Here is a 20,204-nt window from a genome sequence, read left to right as displayed (position 1 = left end):
CAGCCCCGGTCCCCCGTCCGGACTCCCTGCTTTGGCAGTCCCCGGGTGCCCGCGGGCTCCGGGATCAGCGCAGCCATGCGGTGGTGTTGGCCGGCAGCTTGCCGTCCTCCAGCGGGGCACTGCTGACCAGGACCGCACCGGCGGGAAGGTCGACGGCGGTGTTCCCGAAGTTGGTCACGGACTGCCACCCGTTGGGGCGCTTGAAGTGCAGGACGTCCGGGTTGCCGTTCTCCACCCATTCAAGGTCCTCGTCGGTCAGCAGTTCGCGGCGCAGTTTGAGTGCCTTGCGGTAAAGCTCCAGCGTGGAGCCCTCGGTCCCGTCCTGGGCCTCGACGGCATACTTGCTGAACCAGTCCGGCTGCGGCAGGTGGGAACCGCCATCGCCGAAGCCGAAGGATGTGCCTTCCACCTTCCACGGCAGCGGCACGCGGCAGCCGTCACGGCCGATTTCCACGCCCTTGTTGCGGAAGAAGGACGGGTCCTGGCGTTCCGATTCGGGAATCTCGGCCACTTCCTGCAGGCCAAGTTCCTCACCCTGGTACAGGTAGGCGGATCCGGGGACAGCCAGCATCAGCAAGGTGGCGGCGCGGGCGCGGCGCTCACCCAGTTCAATGTCCATCTGGTCCTTGGGGCCGCCGGCGAGCAGCCAGTCCTTGCCGTCCTGGCCCTTGGCACCGGCCTTCGCCTTGGCCACCTGCGGCAGGCCGTAGCGGGTTGCGTGGCGCACCACGTCGTGGTTGGAGAACACCCAGGTGGAGGAGGCACCGGTGGCCGCCGCCTCGGCAAGGTTCCGGGTGATGATTTCCTTGTACTCGGCGGCGTCGAAGTCGGCCTGCAGGAGGTCGAAGTTGAACGCCTGGCCCAGGCCCTGCGGGCTGGCGTAGCGGGCCCGGCGGGTGGCGTGGACCCAAGCTTCAGCGACGGCGGTGCGCGGCGGGTTGTACTCGTTGAACACCTCGCGCCATTCGGCGTAGATCTCGTGGACTTCGTCGCGGTCCCAGAACGGATGCGTTCCGTCGTCGAATCCGTCCACGCCGGTGTTGGCGGCGCTCAGTTCAAGCTTGGACAGCAGCGGCTCGGTGAGGTCCTTGGTGAGGGCGTGCGCCACGTCAACGCGGAAGCCGTCCACGCCCCGGTCCGACCAGAAGCGCAGCGTCTTGAGGAAGTCATCCCGGATTTCCCGGTTGGACCAGTTCAGGTCCGGCTGCTCCTTGGCGAAGATGTGCATGTACCACTGGCCGGGGGTGCCGTCGGGTTCGGTGATGCGCTCCCAGGCCGGTCCACCGAACACAGAGTCCCAGTCCGAGGGCGGAAACTCGCCGTTGGGGCCCTTGCCGTCCCGGAAGATGTAGCGGTCGCGGGCCGGGGAGCCCTTCGGGGACGCCAGCGCTTCCTGGAACCACTTGTGACGGTCGGAGGAATGGTTGGGGACGATGTCCGCGATCAGCTTGATCCCGGCGTCGTGCAGTGCCTTGGCCATCTCGTCGAAGTCAGCCAGCGTGCCCAACTTGGGGTCGACGTCGCGGTAATCATCGACGTCGTACCCGCCGTCGGCGAGCGCGGACGGGTAGAACGGGCTGAGCCACACGGCGTCGATACCCAGCGTCTTCAGGTAGGGGACCTTGGCGGTGATGCCCTTCAGGTCGCCGATGCCGTCGCCGTTGGAGTCGGCGAAGCTGCGGGGGTAGATCTGATAGACGGAGGCCTGGCGCCACCAGTTGGGGTCGGCCAGACGGTCAGAGTCGGACAGGGTTGCCAGAGTGGCGGTGGTGGACAAGGACTGACCCTTTTCTTCAGTGCGGCTATATTTATATTGAGTCTAAATTTACTTACTCAAGTATTATCTGGTGCTTTGGACAGGAAGGTCAACAGGATGCCTGAACCGGTTCCCGCTACTCCCCAACTGCTGCGGCGGGTCAGTGCCGGCGCGGTCCTGGAGTTCATGCGCGCCTCAGGGGCTGTCACCGTCACCGACGTCATGGCAGCGACGGGCCTGACCCGCGCCACCACCATCGCCGTCTGCGAGGACCTGGTCCGGCGGGGCTGGCTCCTGGAACTGGAAAACCAGCGCGAGTTCGGCGGGTACCGGAAGGGCCGCCCGGCCCGGCGCTTCGAGCTCAATGAGCGGGCCGGCGTGGTGCTGGGCATGGACATTGGATACTCAAAGGTCACCGTGGTGGTCTCCGATCTCCGGGGTACGACCATGGCTCGGTCCAGCCGCCCCTTCCAGGCCGGCGAGGTCGGCTCCCGGGAGCGGATCGCCTTTATTGACGGCGTCGCCATGGCCGCACTGCGCTCGGCCGGGACGGATCCCGGGCAGGTGCTGGCCGTGTGTGCCGGTGTGGCAGCACCAGTGGACCGGCACGGGGAGGTGGTCGCCACGCAGGAATTCTGGGGACTGTTCGACCTGGGACTGCCGCCGGCACTCAAAGCAGCCCGTGGATGGACCGTCCTGCTGGAAAACGACGCCAACCTCGCTGCCCTGGGTGACCGGTGGCAGGGGGCCGCCGCCGGCATCGACGACGTCGTGGTGATTTTGGCCAGTGAACGGCTGGGCTCCGGCATCGTGGAGGGCGGCCGGCTGGTGCATGGAACCCGGGGCAGCGCCGGGGAGCTCGCCTACCTGAACCTGGTGGAAGGCGTAGGCGATACATACGGCATCGCCCATCAGGCCCGCACGTGGGCCGCCGAAGCGCTGGCCACCGCCGCACCGACTGCCCTCCGGGCCTTCCAGCCCGGGCGTGTGGAGGCCGAACAGGTCTTCGCAGCAGCAGCCCAAGGCGATGCGGTGGCGTTGGGGATCCTGGACCGGCTGGCGGACAGGATGGCGCGCGTTATTGGCACCGTGGCCACCATGCTCAACCCGGAACTGGTGGTGATCGGCGGCGGTGTGGCGGATTCCGCGCACGTGCTCCTGGCCCCGATCAGCGAGCGCCTGGCCGGGTACACAGCCACCCCCGCCCGCGTGGCAGTATCCCCGCTGGGCGATTCCATCGTGACCGTAGGCGCGGTGCGCCGCGCCCTGGACTACGTGGAGGGGAATTCCCTGGACCTGGTGCTGGCTGCGGCCGCTACTCCGGCATGACCATGGTGCGCAGGTCCAGCTGACGGAGCACCCGGTCCGCCACCTCGGGGTCCATGTCCGGCTCGTTCCGTGCCGCCACCACTTCCTGCCGCGCCGCGTCCAGTGCGATGGTCTGGACGGCGATGGCCAGTTCGCGTCCCCGCTGGCGCTTTTCGGCCAGCGGTTCGTTCCGCAGGCTGCCGTCCGTCAGTTCCGCGTGCAGGCGGCGCATCCGGTCCTTGACCAGCGTTACCTTTTCCGGCGGCAGGTCCGTCATCAGGTCGTGCTGCTTCAAGGCGGCGACGGCCGCGGCCTGGGCGCGTGCGGCGAGCAGCCGGACAGCGTCGCGTTCCGCCGTTCCATCCTCGGAGGCCTTGAGGACACGCATCAGCCACGGCAGGGTCAGGCCCGGGAGGACCAGCGTGGCCAGCAGCACCGCGCAGGCAATGACCAGCAGATAGTCCCGCCCCGGGAACGGCGTGCCGTCCGCCAAGGTCAGAGGAAGCGCCAGGGCCAATGCCAGGGTGGCCAGGCCGCGCATGCCGCACCAGGTCAGGATGAGGACTTCCTTCAGGGACGTGGGCTGCAGGACGTTCTTCCGTTTCCGGGCACCCAGTGCCAGGACGGCCAGCCACAGGAACCGGACAGCGAAAACCAGGACGCAGACCACCGCGGCCACTCCGATCATGCCGAAGATCTCCGCCCCCTCATCGCGAATGACATGCCTGATTTCCAGCCCCACCAGGCCGAATGCCAGCCCGGTAACCAGCAACTCCACCACATCCCAGAAGGCGTTCCGGGTGACACGCTCCGCCGCGTCCTGCGGGCGGGCATGGCGCTGCATTTCAAGGGCCGTGACCACCACGGCGATAACGCCGGAGGCGTGCACCTCCTCGGCGAGGATATAGGCGGCGAAAGGCACCACCAGGGTCACCGCGCTCCGGGCCACCATGGACGTGACCAACCGGGTGACCAGCGCGATCAGCCAGCCCATGGCGATGCCCACCAGCACGGCGAGCGCCGCGCCCATCAGGAACTGCAGGACGACGTCGGGCCCCACCTTGGTGCCGCCCACGGCTGCTGCCACGGCTGCCTGGAAGATGACGATGGCCGCGGCGTCGTTGAACAACCCCTCGCTCTGGAGGACGGTGATGAGGCGGCGCGGCATGTGCACCCGGCCTGCAACGGATTCCACCGCCACAGGGTCCGGCGGCGCCACCATGGCACCAAGGGCGATGGCCGCGGGGACCCCGATGCCGGGAATCATCAGCCACGCCGCGCCGGCCACCACCGCCGTGCTGATCACCACCAGGGCCACGGCCAGCATGATCAGCGTCCGCCACCGGACACGGAACACCGCCCACGAACTCCGCTGGGCGGTGGCGAACAGGAGCGGCGGAAGGAAGATGGGCAGGATCAGGCCCGGTTCAATCTCCAGGTCCGGGAAGCCGGGAATGAACGTCAGCGCCGCCGCCAGGAGGAGCATCAGGACCGGGTATGGCAGCCGGAGCCTGTCCCCCAGGCCCACGGCCACCACCGTGGCCAGCAGCAGTCCAATGATGAGTGCGAGCTGGTCCATAAGCCTCTTCGCCGCCGGCTATGCGCGGGGTTCCAGGGCTGCCGCCACGGGAAGGGTGCCGTCGCGGAATTCGATGGTCCGGCCTGCAGTCTGGGGAAGGTCCAGCACGGCCGCTGCCACGATGGCCGTATTGGCACGGGAGGTGTCCCGGTCCCCTTCCGGTGAAGGGTCGACGTCGATCAGACCGGTTCCGGGCTTGTCCGTCAGCGCGCCGGGCCCAAGGATGGTCCACGCCAGGCCGGTGCCGCGCAGGTACTCGTCCGCTGCAGCCTTGGCTTCCGCGTAGGCAAAGAAGCTGTTGTCCTCCGGCACCCCGTGATCCTTGCCGGCACCGAAGTAGGAGACCATGATGTACCGGTCCACGCCGGCCTGGGCCGCGGCATCCATGGAGCGGATGGCGGCGTCCCGGTCCACCGCGTAGGTGCGTTCGGGATTGCCGCCGCCGGCCCCGGCCGACCAGACCACGGCGTCATGCCCGGCAAGGGCATCGGCGAGGACGGCCGTCGTCGAATTTTCCACGTCCAGGACCAACGGCGTGGCCCCGGTGCCGGCGACGTCGTCTGTGTGCTCGGGATTCCGGATGAACGAGGTGACGGAATGGCCCTCACCGGTGAGAAGGGCGGACAGGAGGAGGGCCACTTTGCCGTGGCCGCCGATGATGGCGATGCGTGTCATGCACCCATTCTGCCTGCACGGCACCTTCACGCAGAGCCATTTGGCGTTGAACAGGGCCTTTATGCACTGTTGGGAATTTCCGCCTTTTCCTGTTTCGACTACTTCCCCAGGCAAGTGCACTGTCTGGATAGCTGAAGCGTTCGTTCTGGTTGATGTGTTCACCCTCTTCGCGGTGCAGCCACGGGCCGGGACGGCAGCGGTTCAGCGGGCACGGTAACGCAGGTACACCACCCCGTTGCCGAACCGGTGGTCCTCCAGTAACTCCAGCCGTGCCTGCAGCCCGTCCGGCAGGAAGCGCAGGCCGCCGCCGACGGCCACCGGATTAATGAACAGCCGGCATTCGTCCACCAGCCCGGCTTTGAGGGCGTGTGCCGCGAGGGTGGGGCCGCCGATGCTGATGTCCCGGCCGCTGTCCTTTTTGAGGTCCCGCACGGTTTCCGGGAGGAACTGCCGCTCAAGGCGGGTTTTCGAGGTACTGGGCGTGTCCAGCGTGGTCGAGTAGACCACCTTGTCCGCCCCCTGCCAGATGCGGGCGTAGTCCTGGATGACCGGCGGCTCATCCCGGGTGTCCATGGTTTCCCAGACCGACATCACCTCATACATCCGGCGGCCCAGGAGGTACGTGCCGACGTCCCGTTCCATGTCATTGATGAAGGCGTGGACTTCCTCATCCGGAGCGGACCAGTTGAAGTTGCCATCCCTGTCTGCCGTGTAGCCGTCGATGGACATGATTGCGGAGTAGATCAGCTGCGCCATGGGCCCATTCTGCCGGTCCAACCCTTCGCGGAACAGCCATGCCGGGAGGTTTGCGGCCGGCAGGCGCCCTGGCCGGGTCAGAGCAGGTTCGCTGCCAGGGTCCTGGCGATGAACGTGCCGTAGCGGTCGGCGGACCATCCCCGCTTGATCACCAAGGTCTCGTAAAGTTCGGCGGCGGTGGAGGTGAACATGACGTCGGCAGCTTCGGCCGTGGTAAGTCCGGGCTTGAGGAGCCCCCTGCCCACCAGCTGCCGCGCATTGTGCAGCATCCGGCGGTAACGGGCCTCGTCCACATCCCGCAGCAGTGCGGCCATGGAAGCGTCCCCGCTGGCCGCCGCGTCCCTGATGAGGAGGTAGACCGGGGCGCCGATGGGACTGATCTCCGTGGTGAACCGGCCGAACCGCTCCATCAGCCGTGCCGGATCCGTTTCCGTCGCCTGGGCCAGATCAGACCTCTGCTCCGCCGGCGGACCGCCCGCACCGAGGAGGCTCTCCTCGTAGATGGCGCGGACCAGCCCCGCCTTGCTGCCGAAGTTCTTGTAGACCGACTCGGCGGATACGCCGGCAGCGCGCGCAATCTCCGCAATGGTGGTCGCACCAAATCCTTGCGCAAGGAACAGTTCCCGGGCGTGCGCACGGACGCTGTGCAGCGACTCCGCGGCCAGCTGCCGGCGCCGCCGGGCGTCATAACTCCGCTTGGCGGGGCGTTTGCCGGAGGCATTGACTGGGCTCTGCATGCGGTCTTAAACTCCAATCAATACAGTTCACTGTATTGAAATTAATCTAACAGGTCACAGCCTCGCCCCGCGAGGCACCAAGGAGCATTTCCATGGACACGCCAAACGGCGTGGACCGCCTCCCCGACGGCCCTGTTCGCCGAATGTTTTCCGCGACACAGCGGCGCGACCTCGATGCCCTGGTGGCCGAGTTCGCCGACGACTACGTCAACATCACCCCCAACCACCCCGCCCGCAGCTTCACCGGAAGCTCACAGGTGCGGAAGAACTGGTCCGCACTGTTCGCGGGGATCCCGGACATGACCGTCACAGTGCTGGACTCGGCAACCGGTACCGGCGGAAACGTATGGGTCGAATGGGGGTCACATGGCAGCCGCCTGGACGGCACCGCCGTCGAGCAGGCCGGCGTCGCCATCTTCAGCCTCCGCAACGACCGGATAGCGGCCGTGAGGTTCTACCTGGAGCCTGTCGAAAGGGACACGGCGGACGTGAATGCCGCCGTCCAGGCCGTCACCGGAGCAGGAACGGAAGGAGCAAGGCCATGATCCTCCTGGTCGGAGCCACGGGTGACCTGGGCGGCCGGGTGGCACGGCTGCTGCGTGAATCAGGGCAGGATGTCCGCTGCCTGGTCCGGCGCACCACCGACGATTCGCCACTCCGGGCGATCGGCGCGGAAGTTGCGCGCGGAGACCTCACCGAGCCTGCCACGCTGCCGCCCGCGTGCGAGGGCGTCCAAACCGTGGTTGCCACGGCGACGGCGATAAGCCGCCGGCTCGCGGGGACCAGTTCCGCCACCATTCGGGACGTCGACGAGGTGGGCATGGGCCACCTCATCGACGCTGCGGAGGCCGCCGGCGTGCAGCGCTTTGTCTACCTGTCCTTCCCCATCGGCAGCGCCAGCCTCCGGACCCCACTGGAACAGGCCAAGCTCGCCATTGAACGGCGGCTGGCGGGCTCCCCCATGCGGGCCGTGGTGGTCCGCTCCGACGGCTTGCAGGAAGTCCAGCTCAGCCGCGCCGCCCGGTTCGACCTCGCGGCGGGAAAGGCAGCCGTCATCGGCAAGGGCGACAACCGCCGCCGGCTGGTGTCCACCGGGGATATTGCCGCCCTCCTCGCCGCCGTGGCGCTGGAGCCCGATCCGCCGTTACAGATTGACGTGGGCGGACCTGAGCCGCTGAGCAAGAAAGAGATTATTGCACTGGCAGGGGAACTGGCCCACCACCCGATGAAGGTGCAGCGCATGCCACGCCCCGTGGCGCGGGTGGCCACGCTCATGCTGCGGCGCAGGAACGACGCCATGGCTTCCGCACTGGGCGCCGGGTTGTCCTCGGACATCGAGGTGGCCACCTGGGATGACACGCCCCTCCGCCGGCGCGGGATCGACCCGAAGTCCGTCAGCGACTTCCTCAAGGAGCAGGCGCAGGCGTTGTCCGGCCGCTGACGGGGCGCTCAGGGCCGGCGCGACACCAGGGATTGCTGGCCCAGGGTCCACAGGTTGGAGACCGTCCAGTAGACCAGGACGCCGATGGGGAAAAAGATCCCGCCCACGCCGAAGATCAAGGGCAGGACATACAGGAGGATCCGCTGCTGGCGCATCAGCGGGCTGTCAAGGTCCTGCCCGGCCATGGTCCGTGCCGCCACCAGCTTCTGGGTGAGGAACTGGCAGGCAATCATCACCAGGATCATGGCGACGGCGAGCACCGCAACGGCGGTGGGGTCACCGCCGCCGTGCAGCAGCGAGGCGGACAGCGGAGCTCCAAGAATGCTGGAGGAATCGAACTGGACCACCTGGTCCCTGCCCAGCGCGCCAATGCCCTGGTCCTGCCGCGCGGCACTGGTGATCCCGGACAGCACCTGGAAGAGGGCCAGGAAGAATGGCGCCTGGATCAGCAGCGGCAGGCATGCCGAGAACGGGTTGGTGCCATGCTTCCTGTACAGGGCCATCTGTTCCTGGGCCAGGGCCTGCCGCGAGGCCTGGTCCGTCCGGCCCTTGTACTTGTCCTGGAGCTCCTTCAGGTCCGGTTGCAGGAGCCGCATCCGGCGCTGGGCCCGGACCTGGGCCAGGAATACCGGAACCAGCGCGGCGCGGATCACCAGCACCAGCCCGACGATGGACAGCGTCCAGGTCCACCCGTCCCCCGGCGGCATTCCCGCCGCGCCGAGGCCGTCGTGGAAAGCCACCATGATGACGGACACCAGCCACCGGAACGGCTCCATCACCGCCGCCAGAAAGTCCACCGATTCCCCCGTCCGCAGTTGCTGCCAAGCTACTGCGGATCCCGGGTACAGGAAAGCCCCCGGGATCATTCGATCCAGGGGGCTTAGCCTGTAGCGGTGGGGAGGCTCGATCTCCCGACCTCACGATTATGAGTCGTGCGCTCTAACCAACTGAGCTACACCGCCACGAATGAGAAAAACCTGCGTCAAGCCGGTCAAACCGCCTTGACGCAGGCCCTCATTCAGAGCCCCCCACCGGAATCGATCCGGTGACCTCGTTCTTACCAAGAACGCGCTCTACCACTGAGCTAGGGGGGCAACGAGTAAATACTCTACCGGAAGATTTACGCACCAACAAATCGGCGTCCAGGCCCTCCCTGCGCCTGGAATGGCACCCATTGCCAGTACCGCCAAAGCGGCATTTTCCGCGGAATTCCGGGGCTGGAGGGGCATGGACAGCGGAGCGGCCGACGCCGGGAAGGGCCTTCCAGAGGCCTGTTGAGTACATTCCGCGGCGGGAATGTGTCCAGCCCCACATTCGGCTTCGACTTAAATGCCGATGGGCCGGCTCGAAAGCCGGCCCATCGCCATCGTCAATCCCTCAACGCGCGGAAGTGTTTACCACTTGCCCTTGCGGTTGAACTCGCGGTGGCCGCTGTCGCCGCCGCTGCGGGGCTTGCGGGAGCCGTCGCCGTGGCCGGCGAAGCGGGAATCACCGCGGTCGCTGAAGGACCGCTCTGAACGCTCGCTGTACGAACGGCCGCCGCGGTCAGCGGAGGTCCGCTCGCCGTCGTTCTTGCGGAATTCCTTCTTGAACCCGCCGTTGCCCTTGAAGTTGCCGCCGCGGTTGCCCTGGTAGGCGCCACGGTCGCCGGAGGGCTTGCGGCCGTTGTCCAGTTCGAGGTGGATCAGCTCGCCGCCGATCCGGGTGCGGGACAGGGCGCGCAGCTGCTCGGGGGTCAAGTCCGCGGGCAGCTCCACCAGGGAGTGGTCCGAACGGATGTCGATGCCGCCGATCTGCGCGGAGGAGATGCCGCCCTCGTTGGCGATGGCGCCCACAATCGAGCCGGGCATGACCCGCTGGCGGCGGCCCACCGCGATGCGGTAGGTGGCGTTGCCCTCGGTCAGTGCACGGGTCGGCCCGCGCGAACCGAACCCGTCCTTGGAGCGTTCGCGCTTCTGGAACTCGGGTGCGGCGGGCAGTTCCTTGACCAGCAGCGGCTGCCCGCCCTGGGCCATGACGGCCAGTGCCGCAGCGATTTCTGCTGCCGGCACCTTGTGCTCCTCCTCGTAGGAGGCGATCAGGTCGCGGAACATCGAGACGTCCTCGGATTCGAGGGTCTCGGTGATGCGCTCGGCGAACTTGCCAAGGCGCAGCGTGTTCACGGTCTCGGCGGTCGGCAGGTGCATCTGCTCCACCGGCTGGCGAGTGGCCTTTTCGATGGCGCGCAGCAGGTACTTCTCCCGCGGCGTCATGAACAGGATCGCGTCACCGTTGCGGCCCGCGCGGCCGGTACGGCCGATCCGGTGCACGTAGGACTCGGTGTCGTGCGGGATGTCGTAGTTGACCACGTGGCTGATGCGCTCCACGTCCAGGCCGCGGGCAGCAACGTCGGTGGCCACCAGGATGTCGATGCGGCCTTCCTTCAGCGCGTCAACAGTGCGTTCACGCTGCTGCTGCGGGATGTCGCCGTTGATGGCGGCAGCCTGGAAGCCGCGGGACTTCAGCTTGTCAGCCAGGTCCTCGGTGGCCATCTTGGTGCGCACGAAGGCGATGACGCCGTCGAACTCCTCCACCTCAAGGATGCGGGTCAGCGCGTCCAGCTTGTGCGGGCCCATGACCTGCAGGTAGCGCTGGCGGATGTTGGTGCCCGTGGAGGTCTTGGTCTTGACCGAGATCTCGGCGGGATCGTTCAGGTACTGCTTGGACATCCGGCGGATCTGGCTGGGCATGGTGGCCGAGAACAGGGCAACCTGGCGGTCCTCGGGGGTCTGCTGGAAGATCTGCTCCACGTCTTCGGCGAAGCCCATGCGCAGCATCTCGTCGGCCTCGTCCAGCACCAGGTACTGCAGTTCGGACAGGTCCAGGGAACCCTTGGAGATGTGGTCGATCACGCGGCCAGGGGTACCCACAACCACCTGGGCGCCGCGGCGCAGGCCGGCCAGCTGGGGACCATAGGCGGAGCCGCCGTAGACGGGCAGCACGGTGAAGTCATCGATGTGCTTGGCGTAGGAGGTGAAGGCCTCGGCAACCTGGAGGGCCAGCTCGCGGGTGGGGGCCAGGACCAGGGCCTGGGTCTTGCGGGACGGGCCGTTGAGGTCGTGGAGCTCTGCCAGGCGGGACAGTGCCGGCACTGCGAATGCTGCAGTCTTGCCGGTACCGGTCTGCGCCAGGCCCACCACGTCGCGGCCTTCAAGCAGCAGCGGGATGGTGGCTGCCTGGATGGGGGACGGCTTTTCGTACCCGACATCCTGCAGGGCGGCCAGGACGCGGCCATCGATGCCGAGGTCGGCGAACTTGACGGTGTTTTCGTCAGCGTCGGCGGCGGGGGCGTCCGTTGCGGGAGCCTCGGCGGCGGGAGCGGCTACGGGAGCCTCAGCGGCAGCCACGGGGGCATCCTCGACAACAGCAGTGGTTTCGTTCTGATTTTCGGGCATAGAGAGATATTCCTCATCCATAGGGGGCCAGGCGGCACTACCCGAGGTGAGCGGAGCCGCAGTACACGTGCCGATGATGCCGGGCAAACGTTGACCGGCCGGTCACAGAAGTCCGGCGCTTTCGCAATCCCGTGGCAGGACTTCGCGCTGCATCTCTTGGCTGCTATCCCAGCAGTCTGTACAGCGTTTTCTTTAGCCGGCTCTCCCTATGAAAATGCCCGCATCGCTTGCGCGGGCCCCAACACTTGCCAGTCCTGCCTCAAGAATTGGGCAGGAAAAAGGGATTTCCGGAGTGGGGGATGTTTCAAGTGTAGGGCACGGACGCCGCGGACCGGAAATTGAACAGCCGACGACGGCGGGTGAGCTTGCGCACACAGCCCGCCGCATGGCCGTGGGGCCGGGCGGTGCTACCGTCCCAGCCGCCGCAGCAGTGCCTCAAACTTGGTGTGGTACTCGTCCTGGAGCCGGATCTCGCCGTCGGCCTCTGCTCCGCGGAGGGCTGCAATGATGCCCGCGTCCGGCTCACTGAACCACTGGCCAATGGTGACGCCGTGGCGCGGGACGAACGTGCGCTCGATGGTGTCGCCAGCCTGGATGCTGCCGGTGCGGAGGACGCGCAGGTAGGTCCCCACCCGTCCTTCGTCGGTGAAGCGCTTCACCCACTGTGGTTCCTTCATGCGCCGCTGGAACGTGGCGCAGGGCGTGCGCGGGGAGGTGACTTCCAGTTCGACGCCGGAGCCCACCATCCAGCGCTCCCCGATGACCGCGTGGGTGGCCTCGATGCCGGACACCCGCAAATTCTCGCCGAAGAAGCCCGGGGGTACCTCCCGCCCCAGGGCCTCGGCCCAGTAGTCGGCGTCGGCCTGGGAATAGGCGTAGACGGCTTGGTCCTCCCCGCCGTGGTGGGCCCTGTTGGCCTGGATATCCCCGCGCAGGCCCAGCTTGTGCACCTTGACCGGACCATTCGCTGGGCGCTTGTCGATGGCCGTGACGCCCACGCTGCCCGCATCCCCCAGGAGTTGGTGGACGCGGCAGACGGCAAGGACAGAACCTGATTCCATGGCATCAGTCTAGGGTTTCCGCGGGACGCGCCTGCAGGTCCGAACCATGGGCACTTCTCCCCCGTTGCCGCAGTGCGTTCCTGCTCGCAGGCGGCACCGGCAGGGACTACGCTGATTCGAGACTTGCATTGGGGGTGCAGTGCTGTGCCCACATCGCGTGACGAATTTGAGGGGGACGCCGTGGACTCGAACCAGAAAGACCCAAAAGAGGAGCCGGAGACCGGGCCTGCACCTGACGGAAGCACTGGCGCCGGCAGCACCGCCAAGCCACCGCCCTGGCAGGTCCCCAAGCCGGACCTGCGTCCCGAACTGCTCAACGAACCCGTCACCCCCGTGGATCCGTTTGCACGCGAGCGGGAGAAGCAGCTCGACCAGGCCGCTGCCCGCAAGAAGCGCTCGCAGCGGCGCACCGTGGTGGTGGGCCTCGGTGTGACCGCGCTCCTGGCCGGCACCATCACGGCGGTGGTGGCCAGCAATGAGGATGACCCCGAGTACGCACAGGTCTGTTTCAACGACGAAACCGGCGAGCGCGTGGCGGACACCAACTGCGACAGTTCCGCCGGCCGCGGTGGCGGCATCTACGCCTGGTACTTCTACTCCCGCGGGGCGAGCGTTCCGCCCATCGGCCAGAACAGGTCCACCGCACCCAACTTCACGCGCAGCATCCCCACTGGCGCCAAGGCATCCACGGGTTACAGCAGCAAGGGCGGCACGGTCAGCCGTGGCGGGTTCGGTTCAAGCGCCAAGAGCGGTTCAAGCGGCGGCGGCGGCAAGGTCTCGGGAGGCTGAGGGATGAAACGGTTGTTGTCTGAGCCCCGGCCGGGCTGGAAGCAGAAGATCGAAGAGCAGGGCTTGGTCTTTTCCACCACCACCATGGATGACGGGCGCAGGATCGAGTACTGGAACGAATCGGCGTACTACGAGTTCACCATGGACGAGGTGGAAACCCTCGAGCTCGCCGCCGAGGACATGCACCGGATGTGCCTGGAGGCGGCGAAGTTCCTGGCCACCGGCGCCATGGGCAGCATCGGCATCGGACCCCAGGCCCTGGAGCTGGCAGCGGAATCCCTGCAGGCCGGCGACGTGGACGTGTACGGCCGGTTCGACTTCATCTACGACGGCCAGGGCGGTCCCGCCAAGATGCTCGAATACAACGCGGACACCCCCACCGGGCTCATCGAGGCCGCTGTGGCCCAATGGTTCTGGCTGCAGGACGTCCACCCGGAAAAGGACCAGTGGAACGGCATCCACGAGGCCCTGATCCGGCAGTGGAAGAAGTTCCAGTACCGCACGGGAATGAGCACGCTGCACGTGGCCCATTCGGAGGTTGAGGAATCCGGGGAGGACTGGATGACCGCCGCCTACATGCGCGACGTCGCCAGCCAGGCCGGATGGACCACCATCGGCATCAACATGTCCGATATCGGGTGGGACCCCAACCTGAACCGCTTCGTGGACCTGGACAACTTCATGATCAGCACCATCTTCAAGCTCTACCCCTGGGAGCTGATGATGAAGGAGGAGTTCGGCCCCCGCCTCCTGGAACGGTCCCACAACCCCCGCTGGGTTGAACCGGCCTGGAAAATGCTGCTCTCCAACAAGGCCCTGCTCGCCGCACTGTGGCACCTCTACCCCAACCATCCCAACCTGCTGCCGGCGTACCTCACGGACCCGGGGCCGCTGAAGGAATGGGTGGCCAAGCCCCTGCATGGCCGTGAGGGCGACAACATCCGCATCCACGCGGACGGCCTCAAGCTGGAGCAGCCCGGCGGGTACGGCCGGGAGGGCTGGTGCTACCAGCAGTACCACCCGCTGCCGGACTTCGACGGCAACCGTCCGGTCCTGGGCCTGTGGGTGGTGGACGGCGAGTCCGTGGGCTGCGGCATCCGCGAATCGGACGGGCCGGTCACGGACTACTTCTGCCGCTTTGTGCCCAACACCATTGACGCGCCGGCGCCGCTTTCGGCGGTGGCTGACTCCACCAAGGCAGGAATCACCTTATGAGCACGGACATTTCGACGGCGGGAAGCCAGGGCCGCGGGGCCGGCACCCCGGTGCCGGCCAAGGGTCTGCGGGCCGGGATCCTGGACCTGGGCGACTCCGTGATGCTGGGGCTGGCCTCTACCGCCCCGGTGTACTCGCTCGCTGCCACCCTGGGCCTGATTGTTGCCGTCAACGGCAACTACACTCCCCTGATCCTGCTGCTGGGCTTCATCCCCGTCCTCTTCATCGCCTACGCCTTCCGCGAGCTCAACAGCGCCATTCCTGACTGCGGCACCACGTTCACCTGGTCCCGGCAGGCCTTCGGCCCCTGGGCCGGCTGGCTGGGCGGCTGGGGCGTGGCGCTGGCCGGGATCGTGGTCCTGGCCAACCTGGCGCAGGTGGCGGGCCAGTACCTGTGGCTGCTGATGGGCGACGGGTCACTGGCACAGAACAAGCTGCTGGTCACCGGAACCGGCCTGCTGTTCATCGTGCTGATGACCCTGGTGAACTACCGCGGGATCAGGCTGGGCGAGCACGTCCAGCGCGTCCTCACGTATGTCCAGTACATTGCGCTGGGCATCTTTGCGCTGGCCATCGTCATGCGGATCGTCGGCGGGGCGCCCGAGGGCCAGGCCTTCGACTTCGAATGGTTCAATCCGGTGGGCGCTTTTGCCGACCCCGGCGCCGTGGTGCACGGCGCCCTCCTTGCCCTGTTCATCTACTGGGGCTGGGACACCTGCCTGGCGGTCAATGAGGAAACCGAGGACCCGTCCAAGACGCCGGGCCGGGGCGCGGTCATCTCCGCTTTCGTGCTGGTGGCCATCTACGTTTCGGTGGCGCTGCTGGTGATGATGTACGCCACCGTGGGGTCCGAGGGCATCGGCCTGGGCAATGAGGCCAACCAGGACGACGTGTTCCTGGCCATGAAGGATGTGGTCCTGGGGCCGTGGGGCTGGCTGATCGTCGTCGCGGTCCTCGCCTCCGTCCTGTCCTCCACGCAGACCACCATCCTGCCGACCGCCCGCGGCACCCTGTCCATGGGCGTGCACGGCGCCCTGCCGGCGAAGTTCGGCGAGGTGCACCCGCGCAACCAGACCCCTGGTTTTTCCACCAAGGTGATGGGTGCCGCCGCGGCCGCCTACTACGTGGCCATGAGCTTCCTCAGTGAAAATCTGCTGGCGGACTCCATCAGCGCCATCAGCCTTTTTATCGCGTTCTACTACGCCCTGACCGGCTTCGCCTGCTTCTGGTACTTTCGCGGAACGCTCAGGGACTCGGCCCGCAACCTCTGGTTCCGCGGCATCCTCCCGCTCGCGGGCGCGCTGCTGCTGACCTCCGCGTTCTTCATCTCGGCCGTCCAGATGTGGGACCCGGCGTACGGCGATACCCGGATCTTCGGCGTCGGCGGTGCCTTCGTGAGCGGTGTGGTGCTGCTGGCGCTCGGCGTGGTGCTCGCCGCTGTCTGCCGGTTCCTGCCCGCCACCCGCGGCTACTTCCTGGTAAAGAAATGACGGGTAAAAAATGACTGCTGAAGAGATGCCCCGTGATGAGATGCGCGGTGAAGCCGTGACCGCGGGCCCGTCCGACATCCTGGACCTCGACTCCCTGCTGTCAGCGGAGGAACTGGAGCTCCGGCAGAAAGTCCGCGACTTCACCCACCAGCGGATCAAGCCGGAGATCGCCCGCTGGTACGAGGACGCCGTCTTCCCCCTGGAGCTGGCGGCGGAACTGGGTGAGCTGGGCGTCCTGGGGATGCACCTGGAGGGCTACGGCTGCCCGGGCCGGTCCGCCGTCGAGTACGGCCTGGCAGCCATGGAACTGGAAGCCGGGGACTCCGGCATCCGCACGTTCGTGTCCGTCCAGGGTTCGCTGGCCATGACCGCCGTCCACACCTGGGGCTCCGAGGAGCAGAAGCAGGAGTGGCTGCCCCGGATGGCCGCCGGCGAGGTCATCGGGTGCTTCGCCCTGACGGAGCCCACGGCAGGCTCGGACCCCGCCTCCATGGCCACCTCCGCGGTCCGGGACGGCAGCGGGGACGACGCCGGCTGGGTGCTCAACGGCACCAAGCGCTGGATCGGACTGGCCTCCGTGGCCGGCGTCATGGTGGTGTGGGCCATGACGGACGACGGCGTGCACGGCTTCCTGGTGCCCGCCGGCACGCCCGGCGTGACGGCCACGCCCATCCGGCAGAAGCTGTCCATGCGCGCCTCCATCCAGTGCGACGTGGTGTTCGACGACGTCCGGCTGGGTCCCGAGGCCCTGCTCCCGGCTGCGCGCGGGCTCCGGGGCCCGTTCACCTGCCTTAACGAGGCCCGGTACGGGATCGCATGGGGTGCCATGGGCGCCGCCCGTGATTCGTACGAGGCAGCGCTGGAATACTCGCTGGGACGGCTGCAGTTCGGCAAGCCGCTGGCGGGCTACCAGCTCACGCAGCAGAAGCTGGTGGACATGCTGGTGGAGATCCAGAAGGGCACCCTGCTGGCGCTGCAGCTGGGCCGCCTCAAGGACGCGGGGACTATCCGGCCCGAGCAGATCTCGCTGGGCAAGCTGAACAACGTCCGCGAGGCCATCAGGATCGCCCGCGAGGCCCGCTCCATCCTGGGCGGCAACGGCATCACCACCGACTACTCACCGCTGCGGCACGCCGCGAACCTGGAATCAGTGCGGACCTACGAGGGTACCGACGAGGTGCACACCCTGGTCCTGGGCCGGCACGTCACGGGCCTCGACGCCTTCCACTGACCCCTCCCCCAACTGGGTAGCGCGAGGTGCCGTTTTGACTCCTCAAAACGGCACTTCGCGCTACCCAGCTGGGGTGGTCAGGCGGAGAAGCCTCCGTCGGACTTGATCAGCTGCCCGGAGACCCAGCGTCCGGCTGGTGAGAGCAGGAAGGCCACGGTCCCGGCAACGTCCGGCGGGGTGCCCAGGCGGCCGCCCGGCTGCCGCGCCGTGAGCTCTTCACGCACTTCCTGGGTCATCCAGCCGGTGTCCACGGGACCGGGGTTCAGGACGTTCGCGGAGATGCCCTGTGGTCCCAGCTCGCGGGCTGCGGCAATCACGATCCTGTCCAGGGCGCCCTTGGAGGCGCCGTAGGGAAGGTTGAACGCTGTGTGGTCGCTGGTCAGCGCAACGATCGCGCCGCCGTCGTCCGTTGCCTGCCGCGCGAAGGCGGCAATCAGCTGCCAGCTGGCGCGGGTGTTGACCGCAAAATGCCGGTCGAAGGATTCAATGGTGGTGTCCAGCACGCCGGAATCCACCGACTCGGCATGGCTGAGCACCAGGCCCTGCAGCGGACCGGCCAACTGGGCGGCCTCCGCCACGAGCCGGTCCGGGACCCCGGGATCCTGCAGGTCGGCCGACAGGACGTGGACCTGGGCGCCGATGGCTTCCAGCTCCGCGGTCAGGCGGACCACGTCTTCGGGTTCGCTCCCCCACGGCATGCGGGCGTCGTAGTCGGCCCAGTAGGACAGGACCAGGTCCCAGCCGTCCGCCGCGAGCTGGCGGGCAATTCCCGCGCCGATGCCGGCCAGCCGGCCCACACCGGTGACCAGGGCAACAGGGCGGGCTGGGGCGGCTGCGAGGGGTTCCATCCGACCAGCCTAGCGGCGCCGCGTTTCAGGCCGCTGCGGGCTCCGCTTCCCGCGCGGTGTGGTGCCGGCGGATGGTGGCGCTGATGACGGCGGCGATGGTGCACATCGCGGCCGCGCCGAACCAGGCGTAGGTGTAGTGGCCGGTCGCGTCCCGGAGGGCCCCGGCGGCGATGGCGGCTGCTGCGGCGCCCAACTGGTGCGCTGCAAAGACCCATCCGAAGACCACGCTGCCGTCAGCTCCGAACGTTTCGCGGCAGATGGCTGCCGTGGGTGGAACGGTGGCCACCCAGTCCAGGCCGTAGATCACTACGAACACGATCATGCTCGGCTGGACCTCGGCGTTCAGCAGCAGCGGAAGCACCAGCAGGCCGATCCCGCGGAACTGGTAGTAGACGGCCAGCAGGACGCGGGGGTTGAACCGGTCCGTCAGCCAGCCCGAGGCGATGGTCCCGATGATGTCAAAGATCCCGACGACGGCCAGCAGGCCCGCGGCAGTGGTTTCAGGCATTCCGTGGTCGTGCGCGGAGGGGATGAAGTGGGTGCCGATCAGGCCGTTGGTGGTGGCGCCGCAGATGGCGAACCCCGCCGCGAGGGCCCAGAAGGTCCTGACCTTGCTGGCGCGCCGCAGCACCTGGAGGGCGCGGACGGCAGCGTTGGTGCGGGGTCCGCTGTCCTGGACCGGTGCAGCCTCTTGAGCCTCGTCGACCGGCACAGCACCATATGGCAGCACCCCGACGTCGGCAGGCGAGTTCTTGAGGAACTTCAGCACCAGCGGGACCACGGCCAAGGCGCCGGCAGCGATGAGCAGCGAGGCCTGCCGCCAGCCGGGGTCCTGCGCGAGCATGGCGATGAAGGGCAGGAAGACCAGCTGGCCGGCCGCGCTGCCGGCAGTGAGGATGCCAATCACCAGTCCGCGGCTCTTGGTGAACCACGTGTTGGCGATAGTGGCGGCGAAGACGAGGGCCATGGAGCCGGTGCCAAGGCCGATGAGCAGGCCCCATGTCAGCAGGATCTGCCAGGACTGGTTCACCAGCACCGTCAGCGCGCTGCCCATGCCGATCAGGACCAGGGCCGTTGCCGTCACGGCCCGGATGCCGAACCGTTCCATCAGGGCTGCGGCGAACGGGGCGGTCAGGCCGAAGAGGACGAGGTTGATGCTGACTGCCGCCGACAGGACCGTGGTGGACCAGCCGAACTCCTGCTGGAGCGGGACCATCAGGACGCCGGGGGCAGCCCGGAAACCGGCGGCCCCCACCAGGGCAAGGAAGGCGACGGCGGCGACAATCCAGGCGGGGTGGAAGCGGCGGCGCGGTCCGCGCGGGGTCTGCAGCGTTGACGTGTCCGCCGCTTCCCCGGGCAGGGCGCTCACGCGGCCGTTCCTTTCCCGGAGGCGGTGGACAGCCGGATGGGCTGTTCGGACCGGGCGCGGCTGTGCCAGCTGGTGTTCGCCGCGGTGAGCCGTTCCCCGCATTCGGTGCAGGTGTCCGCCGAACTGGTGGCTTTTCCGCAGCCGGAATGGATGACGTAGAGATGCGCCTGGTCCGAGGGCGCCGGCAAGTGCTTCTCGGCCCAGATGGTCACCGCGTTCAGGACCGGGAGGGCGTCTTCACCTTTGGGCGTGAGGACGTACTCCTGGCGGGTGCGGCCGCCGTCGTCGTACGCCCTTTTCTCCAGCAGCCCGGACTCAACCAGGCCTGCCAGCCGCTTGGTGAGGACCGAGTCCGCCACTTCCAGCCGGCTCCTCATGGCGTCGAAGCGCCCGTTGCCGAAGAAGACCTCGCGCAGGACCAGGATGGACCAGGGGTCACCCAGGATGTCCAGGCCGCGGGCCATGCTGCAGGTGCGTTGGGACCAGTCGGATCGAAGAGGCATACCGGAACACTA

18 protein-coding genes and 2 tRNA genes are annotated in these 20,204 nt (G+C 67.6%); 7 read left to right on the top strand and 13 right to left on the bottom strand.

The genetic code is table 11. From position 1 onward, the window contains the following. Window positions 1-64 precede the first annotated feature (64 nt). Window positions 65-1,777 (bottom strand): glycoside hydrolase family 13 protein, encoded by a 1,713-nt coding sequence (locus BACI349Y_RS05810; protein WP_159631302.1) that lies wholly within the window; start codon window positions 1,775-1,777, stop codon window positions 65-67. Window positions 1,778-1,873: 96 nt separating this feature from the next. Here BACI349Y_RS05810 and BACI349Y_RS05805 point away from each other — a divergent pair, with 96 nt between their 5' ends. Then, window positions 1,874-3,085 carry an ROK family transcriptional regulator gene (locus BACI349Y_RS05805; protein ID WP_159631300.1) on the top strand — a complete coding sequence of 404 codons (1,212 nt, stop codon included), beginning with the start codon at window positions 1,874-1,876 and terminating at the stop codon, window positions 3,083-3,085. Here BACI349Y_RS05805 and BACI349Y_RS05800 read toward each other — a convergent pair. From BACI349Y_RS05800 to BACI349Y_RS05785, 4 genes are all read right to left on the bottom strand, one after another. Next, complete coding sequence (locus BACI349Y_RS05800) at window positions 3,072-4,643, bottom strand: Na+/H+ antiporter (RefSeq protein ID WP_159631298.1); 1,572 nt, start codon at window positions 4,641-4,643, stop codon at window positions 3,072-3,074. The genes BACI349Y_RS05805 and BACI349Y_RS05800 overlap by 14 nt on opposite strands. Window positions 4,644-4,661: 18 nt before the next feature. Beyond that, entirely contained in the window at window positions 4,662-5,318 is a 657-nt protein-coding gene (locus BACI349Y_RS05795; protein WP_159631296.1) for an SDR family oxidoreductase, read from the bottom strand. A 201-nt stretch (window positions 5,319-5,519) separates the two neighbouring features. Next, on the bottom strand, window positions 5,520-6,074 hold the full coding sequence (locus BACI349Y_RS05790) for a dihydrofolate reductase family protein (RefSeq protein WP_159631294.1): 555 nt from the start codon (window positions 6,072-6,074) through the stop codon (window positions 5,520-5,522). Between the two features lie 77 nt (window positions 6,075-6,151). Next, the gene (locus tag BACI349Y_RS05785; protein ID WP_159631292.1) at window positions 6,152-6,811 is read right to left on the bottom strand and encodes a TetR/AcrR family transcriptional regulator; all 660 of its coding nucleotides are present in this window, start codon (window positions 6,809-6,811) and stop codon (window positions 6,152-6,154) included. Window positions 6,812-6,903: 92 nt separating this feature from the next. Between BACI349Y_RS05785 and BACI349Y_RS05780 the strand changes: the two genes are divergently transcribed. Together BACI349Y_RS05780 and BACI349Y_RS05775 are read left to right on the top strand one after the other, a co-directional pair. Next, complete coding sequence (locus BACI349Y_RS05780; RefSeq protein ID WP_159631290.1) at window positions 6,904-7,356, top strand: nuclear transport factor 2 family protein; 453 nt, start codon at window positions 6,904-6,906, stop codon at window positions 7,354-7,356. After that, the gene (locus tag BACI349Y_RS05775; RefSeq protein ID WP_159631288.1) at window positions 7,353-8,252 is read left to right on the top strand and encodes an SDR family oxidoreductase; all 900 of its coding nucleotides are present in this window, start codon (window positions 7,353-7,355) and stop codon (window positions 8,250-8,252) included. The genes BACI349Y_RS05780 and BACI349Y_RS05775 overlap by 4 nt, the downstream gene beginning before the upstream one ends. Before the next feature lie 8 nt (window positions 8,253-8,260). Here the strand turns inward: BACI349Y_RS05775 and yidC are convergent, their stop codons facing one another. From yidC to BACI349Y_RS05750, 5 genes are all read right to left on the bottom strand, one after another. Continuing rightward, a complete protein-coding gene (yidC, locus tag BACI349Y_RS05770; protein WP_236560744.1) occupies window positions 8,261-9,049 on the bottom strand; it encodes a membrane protein insertase YidC in 789 nt (262 codons plus the stop codon). Window positions 9,050-9,140: 91 nt separating this feature from the next. Beyond that, window positions 9,141-9,214 (bottom strand) — tRNA-Met (locus BACI349Y_RS05765). 60 nt (window positions 9,215-9,274) lie between these two features. Further along, a tRNA-Thr gene (locus BACI349Y_RS05760) sits at window positions 9,275-9,346 on the bottom strand. 300 nt (window positions 9,347-9,646) lie between these two features. Further along, on the bottom strand, window positions 9,647-11,686 hold the full coding sequence (locus BACI349Y_RS05755; RefSeq protein ID WP_159631284.1) for a DEAD/DEAH box helicase: 2,040 nt from the start codon (window positions 11,684-11,686) through the stop codon (window positions 9,647-9,649). Window positions 11,687-12,093: 407 nt separating this feature from the next. After that, entirely contained in the window at window positions 12,094-12,747 is a 654-nt protein-coding gene (locus BACI349Y_RS05750) for an MOSC domain-containing protein (RefSeq protein ID WP_159631282.1), read from the bottom strand. A 180-nt stretch (window positions 12,748-12,927) separates the two neighbouring features. Here BACI349Y_RS05750 and BACI349Y_RS05745 point away from each other — a divergent pair, with 180 nt between their 5' ends. Genes BACI349Y_RS05745 through BACI349Y_RS05730 form a run of 4 tightly spaced genes read left to right on the top strand, consistent with a single transcriptional unit; the run spans window position 12,928 to window position 17,472 of the window. Beyond that, a complete protein-coding gene (locus BACI349Y_RS05745; protein WP_159631280.1) occupies window positions 12,928-13,536 on the top strand; it encodes a Tat pathway signal protein in 609 nt (202 codons plus the stop codon). Between the two features lie 3 nt (window positions 13,537-13,539). After that, window positions 13,540-14,751 carry a glutathionylspermidine synthase family protein gene (locus BACI349Y_RS05740; RefSeq protein ID WP_159631277.1) on the top strand — a complete coding sequence of 404 codons (1,212 nt, stop codon included), beginning with the start codon at window positions 13,540-13,542 and terminating at the stop codon, window positions 14,749-14,751. Next, window positions 14,748-16,241 (top strand): APC family permease, encoded by a 1,494-nt coding sequence (locus BACI349Y_RS05735; RefSeq protein WP_159631275.1) that lies wholly within the window; start codon window positions 14,748-14,750, stop codon window positions 16,239-16,241. Before BACI349Y_RS05740 ends, BACI349Y_RS05735 begins: the two co-directional genes overlap by 4 nt. A 10-nt stretch (window positions 16,242-16,251) precedes the next feature. Next, complete coding sequence (locus BACI349Y_RS05730; RefSeq protein WP_414703656.1) at window positions 16,252-17,472, top strand: acyl-CoA dehydrogenase family protein; 1,221 nt, start codon at window positions 16,252-16,254, stop codon at window positions 17,470-17,472. Between the two features lie 77 nt (window positions 17,473-17,549). Here BACI349Y_RS05730 and BACI349Y_RS05725 read toward each other — a convergent pair whose 3' ends face one another. From BACI349Y_RS05725 to BACI349Y_RS05715, 3 genes are read right to left on the bottom strand one after another with little or no spacing between them, the layout of a single operon-like run. Next, the gene (locus tag BACI349Y_RS05725) at window positions 17,550-18,320 is read right to left on the bottom strand and encodes an SDR family oxidoreductase (protein ID WP_159631273.1); all 771 of its coding nucleotides are present in this window, start codon (window positions 18,318-18,320) and stop codon (window positions 17,550-17,552) included. A 25-nt stretch (window positions 18,321-18,345) separates the two neighbouring features. Then, the gene (locus BACI349Y_RS05720) at window positions 18,346-19,689 is read right to left on the bottom strand and encodes an MFS transporter (protein WP_159631271.1); all 1,344 of its coding nucleotides are present in this window, start codon (window positions 19,687-19,689) and stop codon (window positions 18,346-18,348) included. Beyond that, window positions 19,686-20,192: a winged helix-turn-helix transcriptional regulator gene (locus tag BACI349Y_RS05715; RefSeq protein ID WP_159631269.1), complete on the bottom strand. Its 507-nt coding sequence runs from the start codon at window positions 20,190-20,192 to the stop codon at window positions 19,686-19,688. Before BACI349Y_RS05715 ends, BACI349Y_RS05720 begins: the two co-directional genes overlap by 4 nt. Window positions 20,193-20,204 lie beyond the last annotated feature (12 nt).

The organism is Arthrobacter sp. 8AJ (assembly GCF_902506025.1).
In the GTDB taxonomy this organism is placed as follows: domain Bacteria; phylum Actinomycetota; class Actinomycetes; order Actinomycetales; family Micrococcaceae; genus Arthrobacter.
The sequence above is the reverse complement of the archived record's forward strand: the minus strand, read 5'-3'. Positions and strand labels throughout refer to the sequence as shown.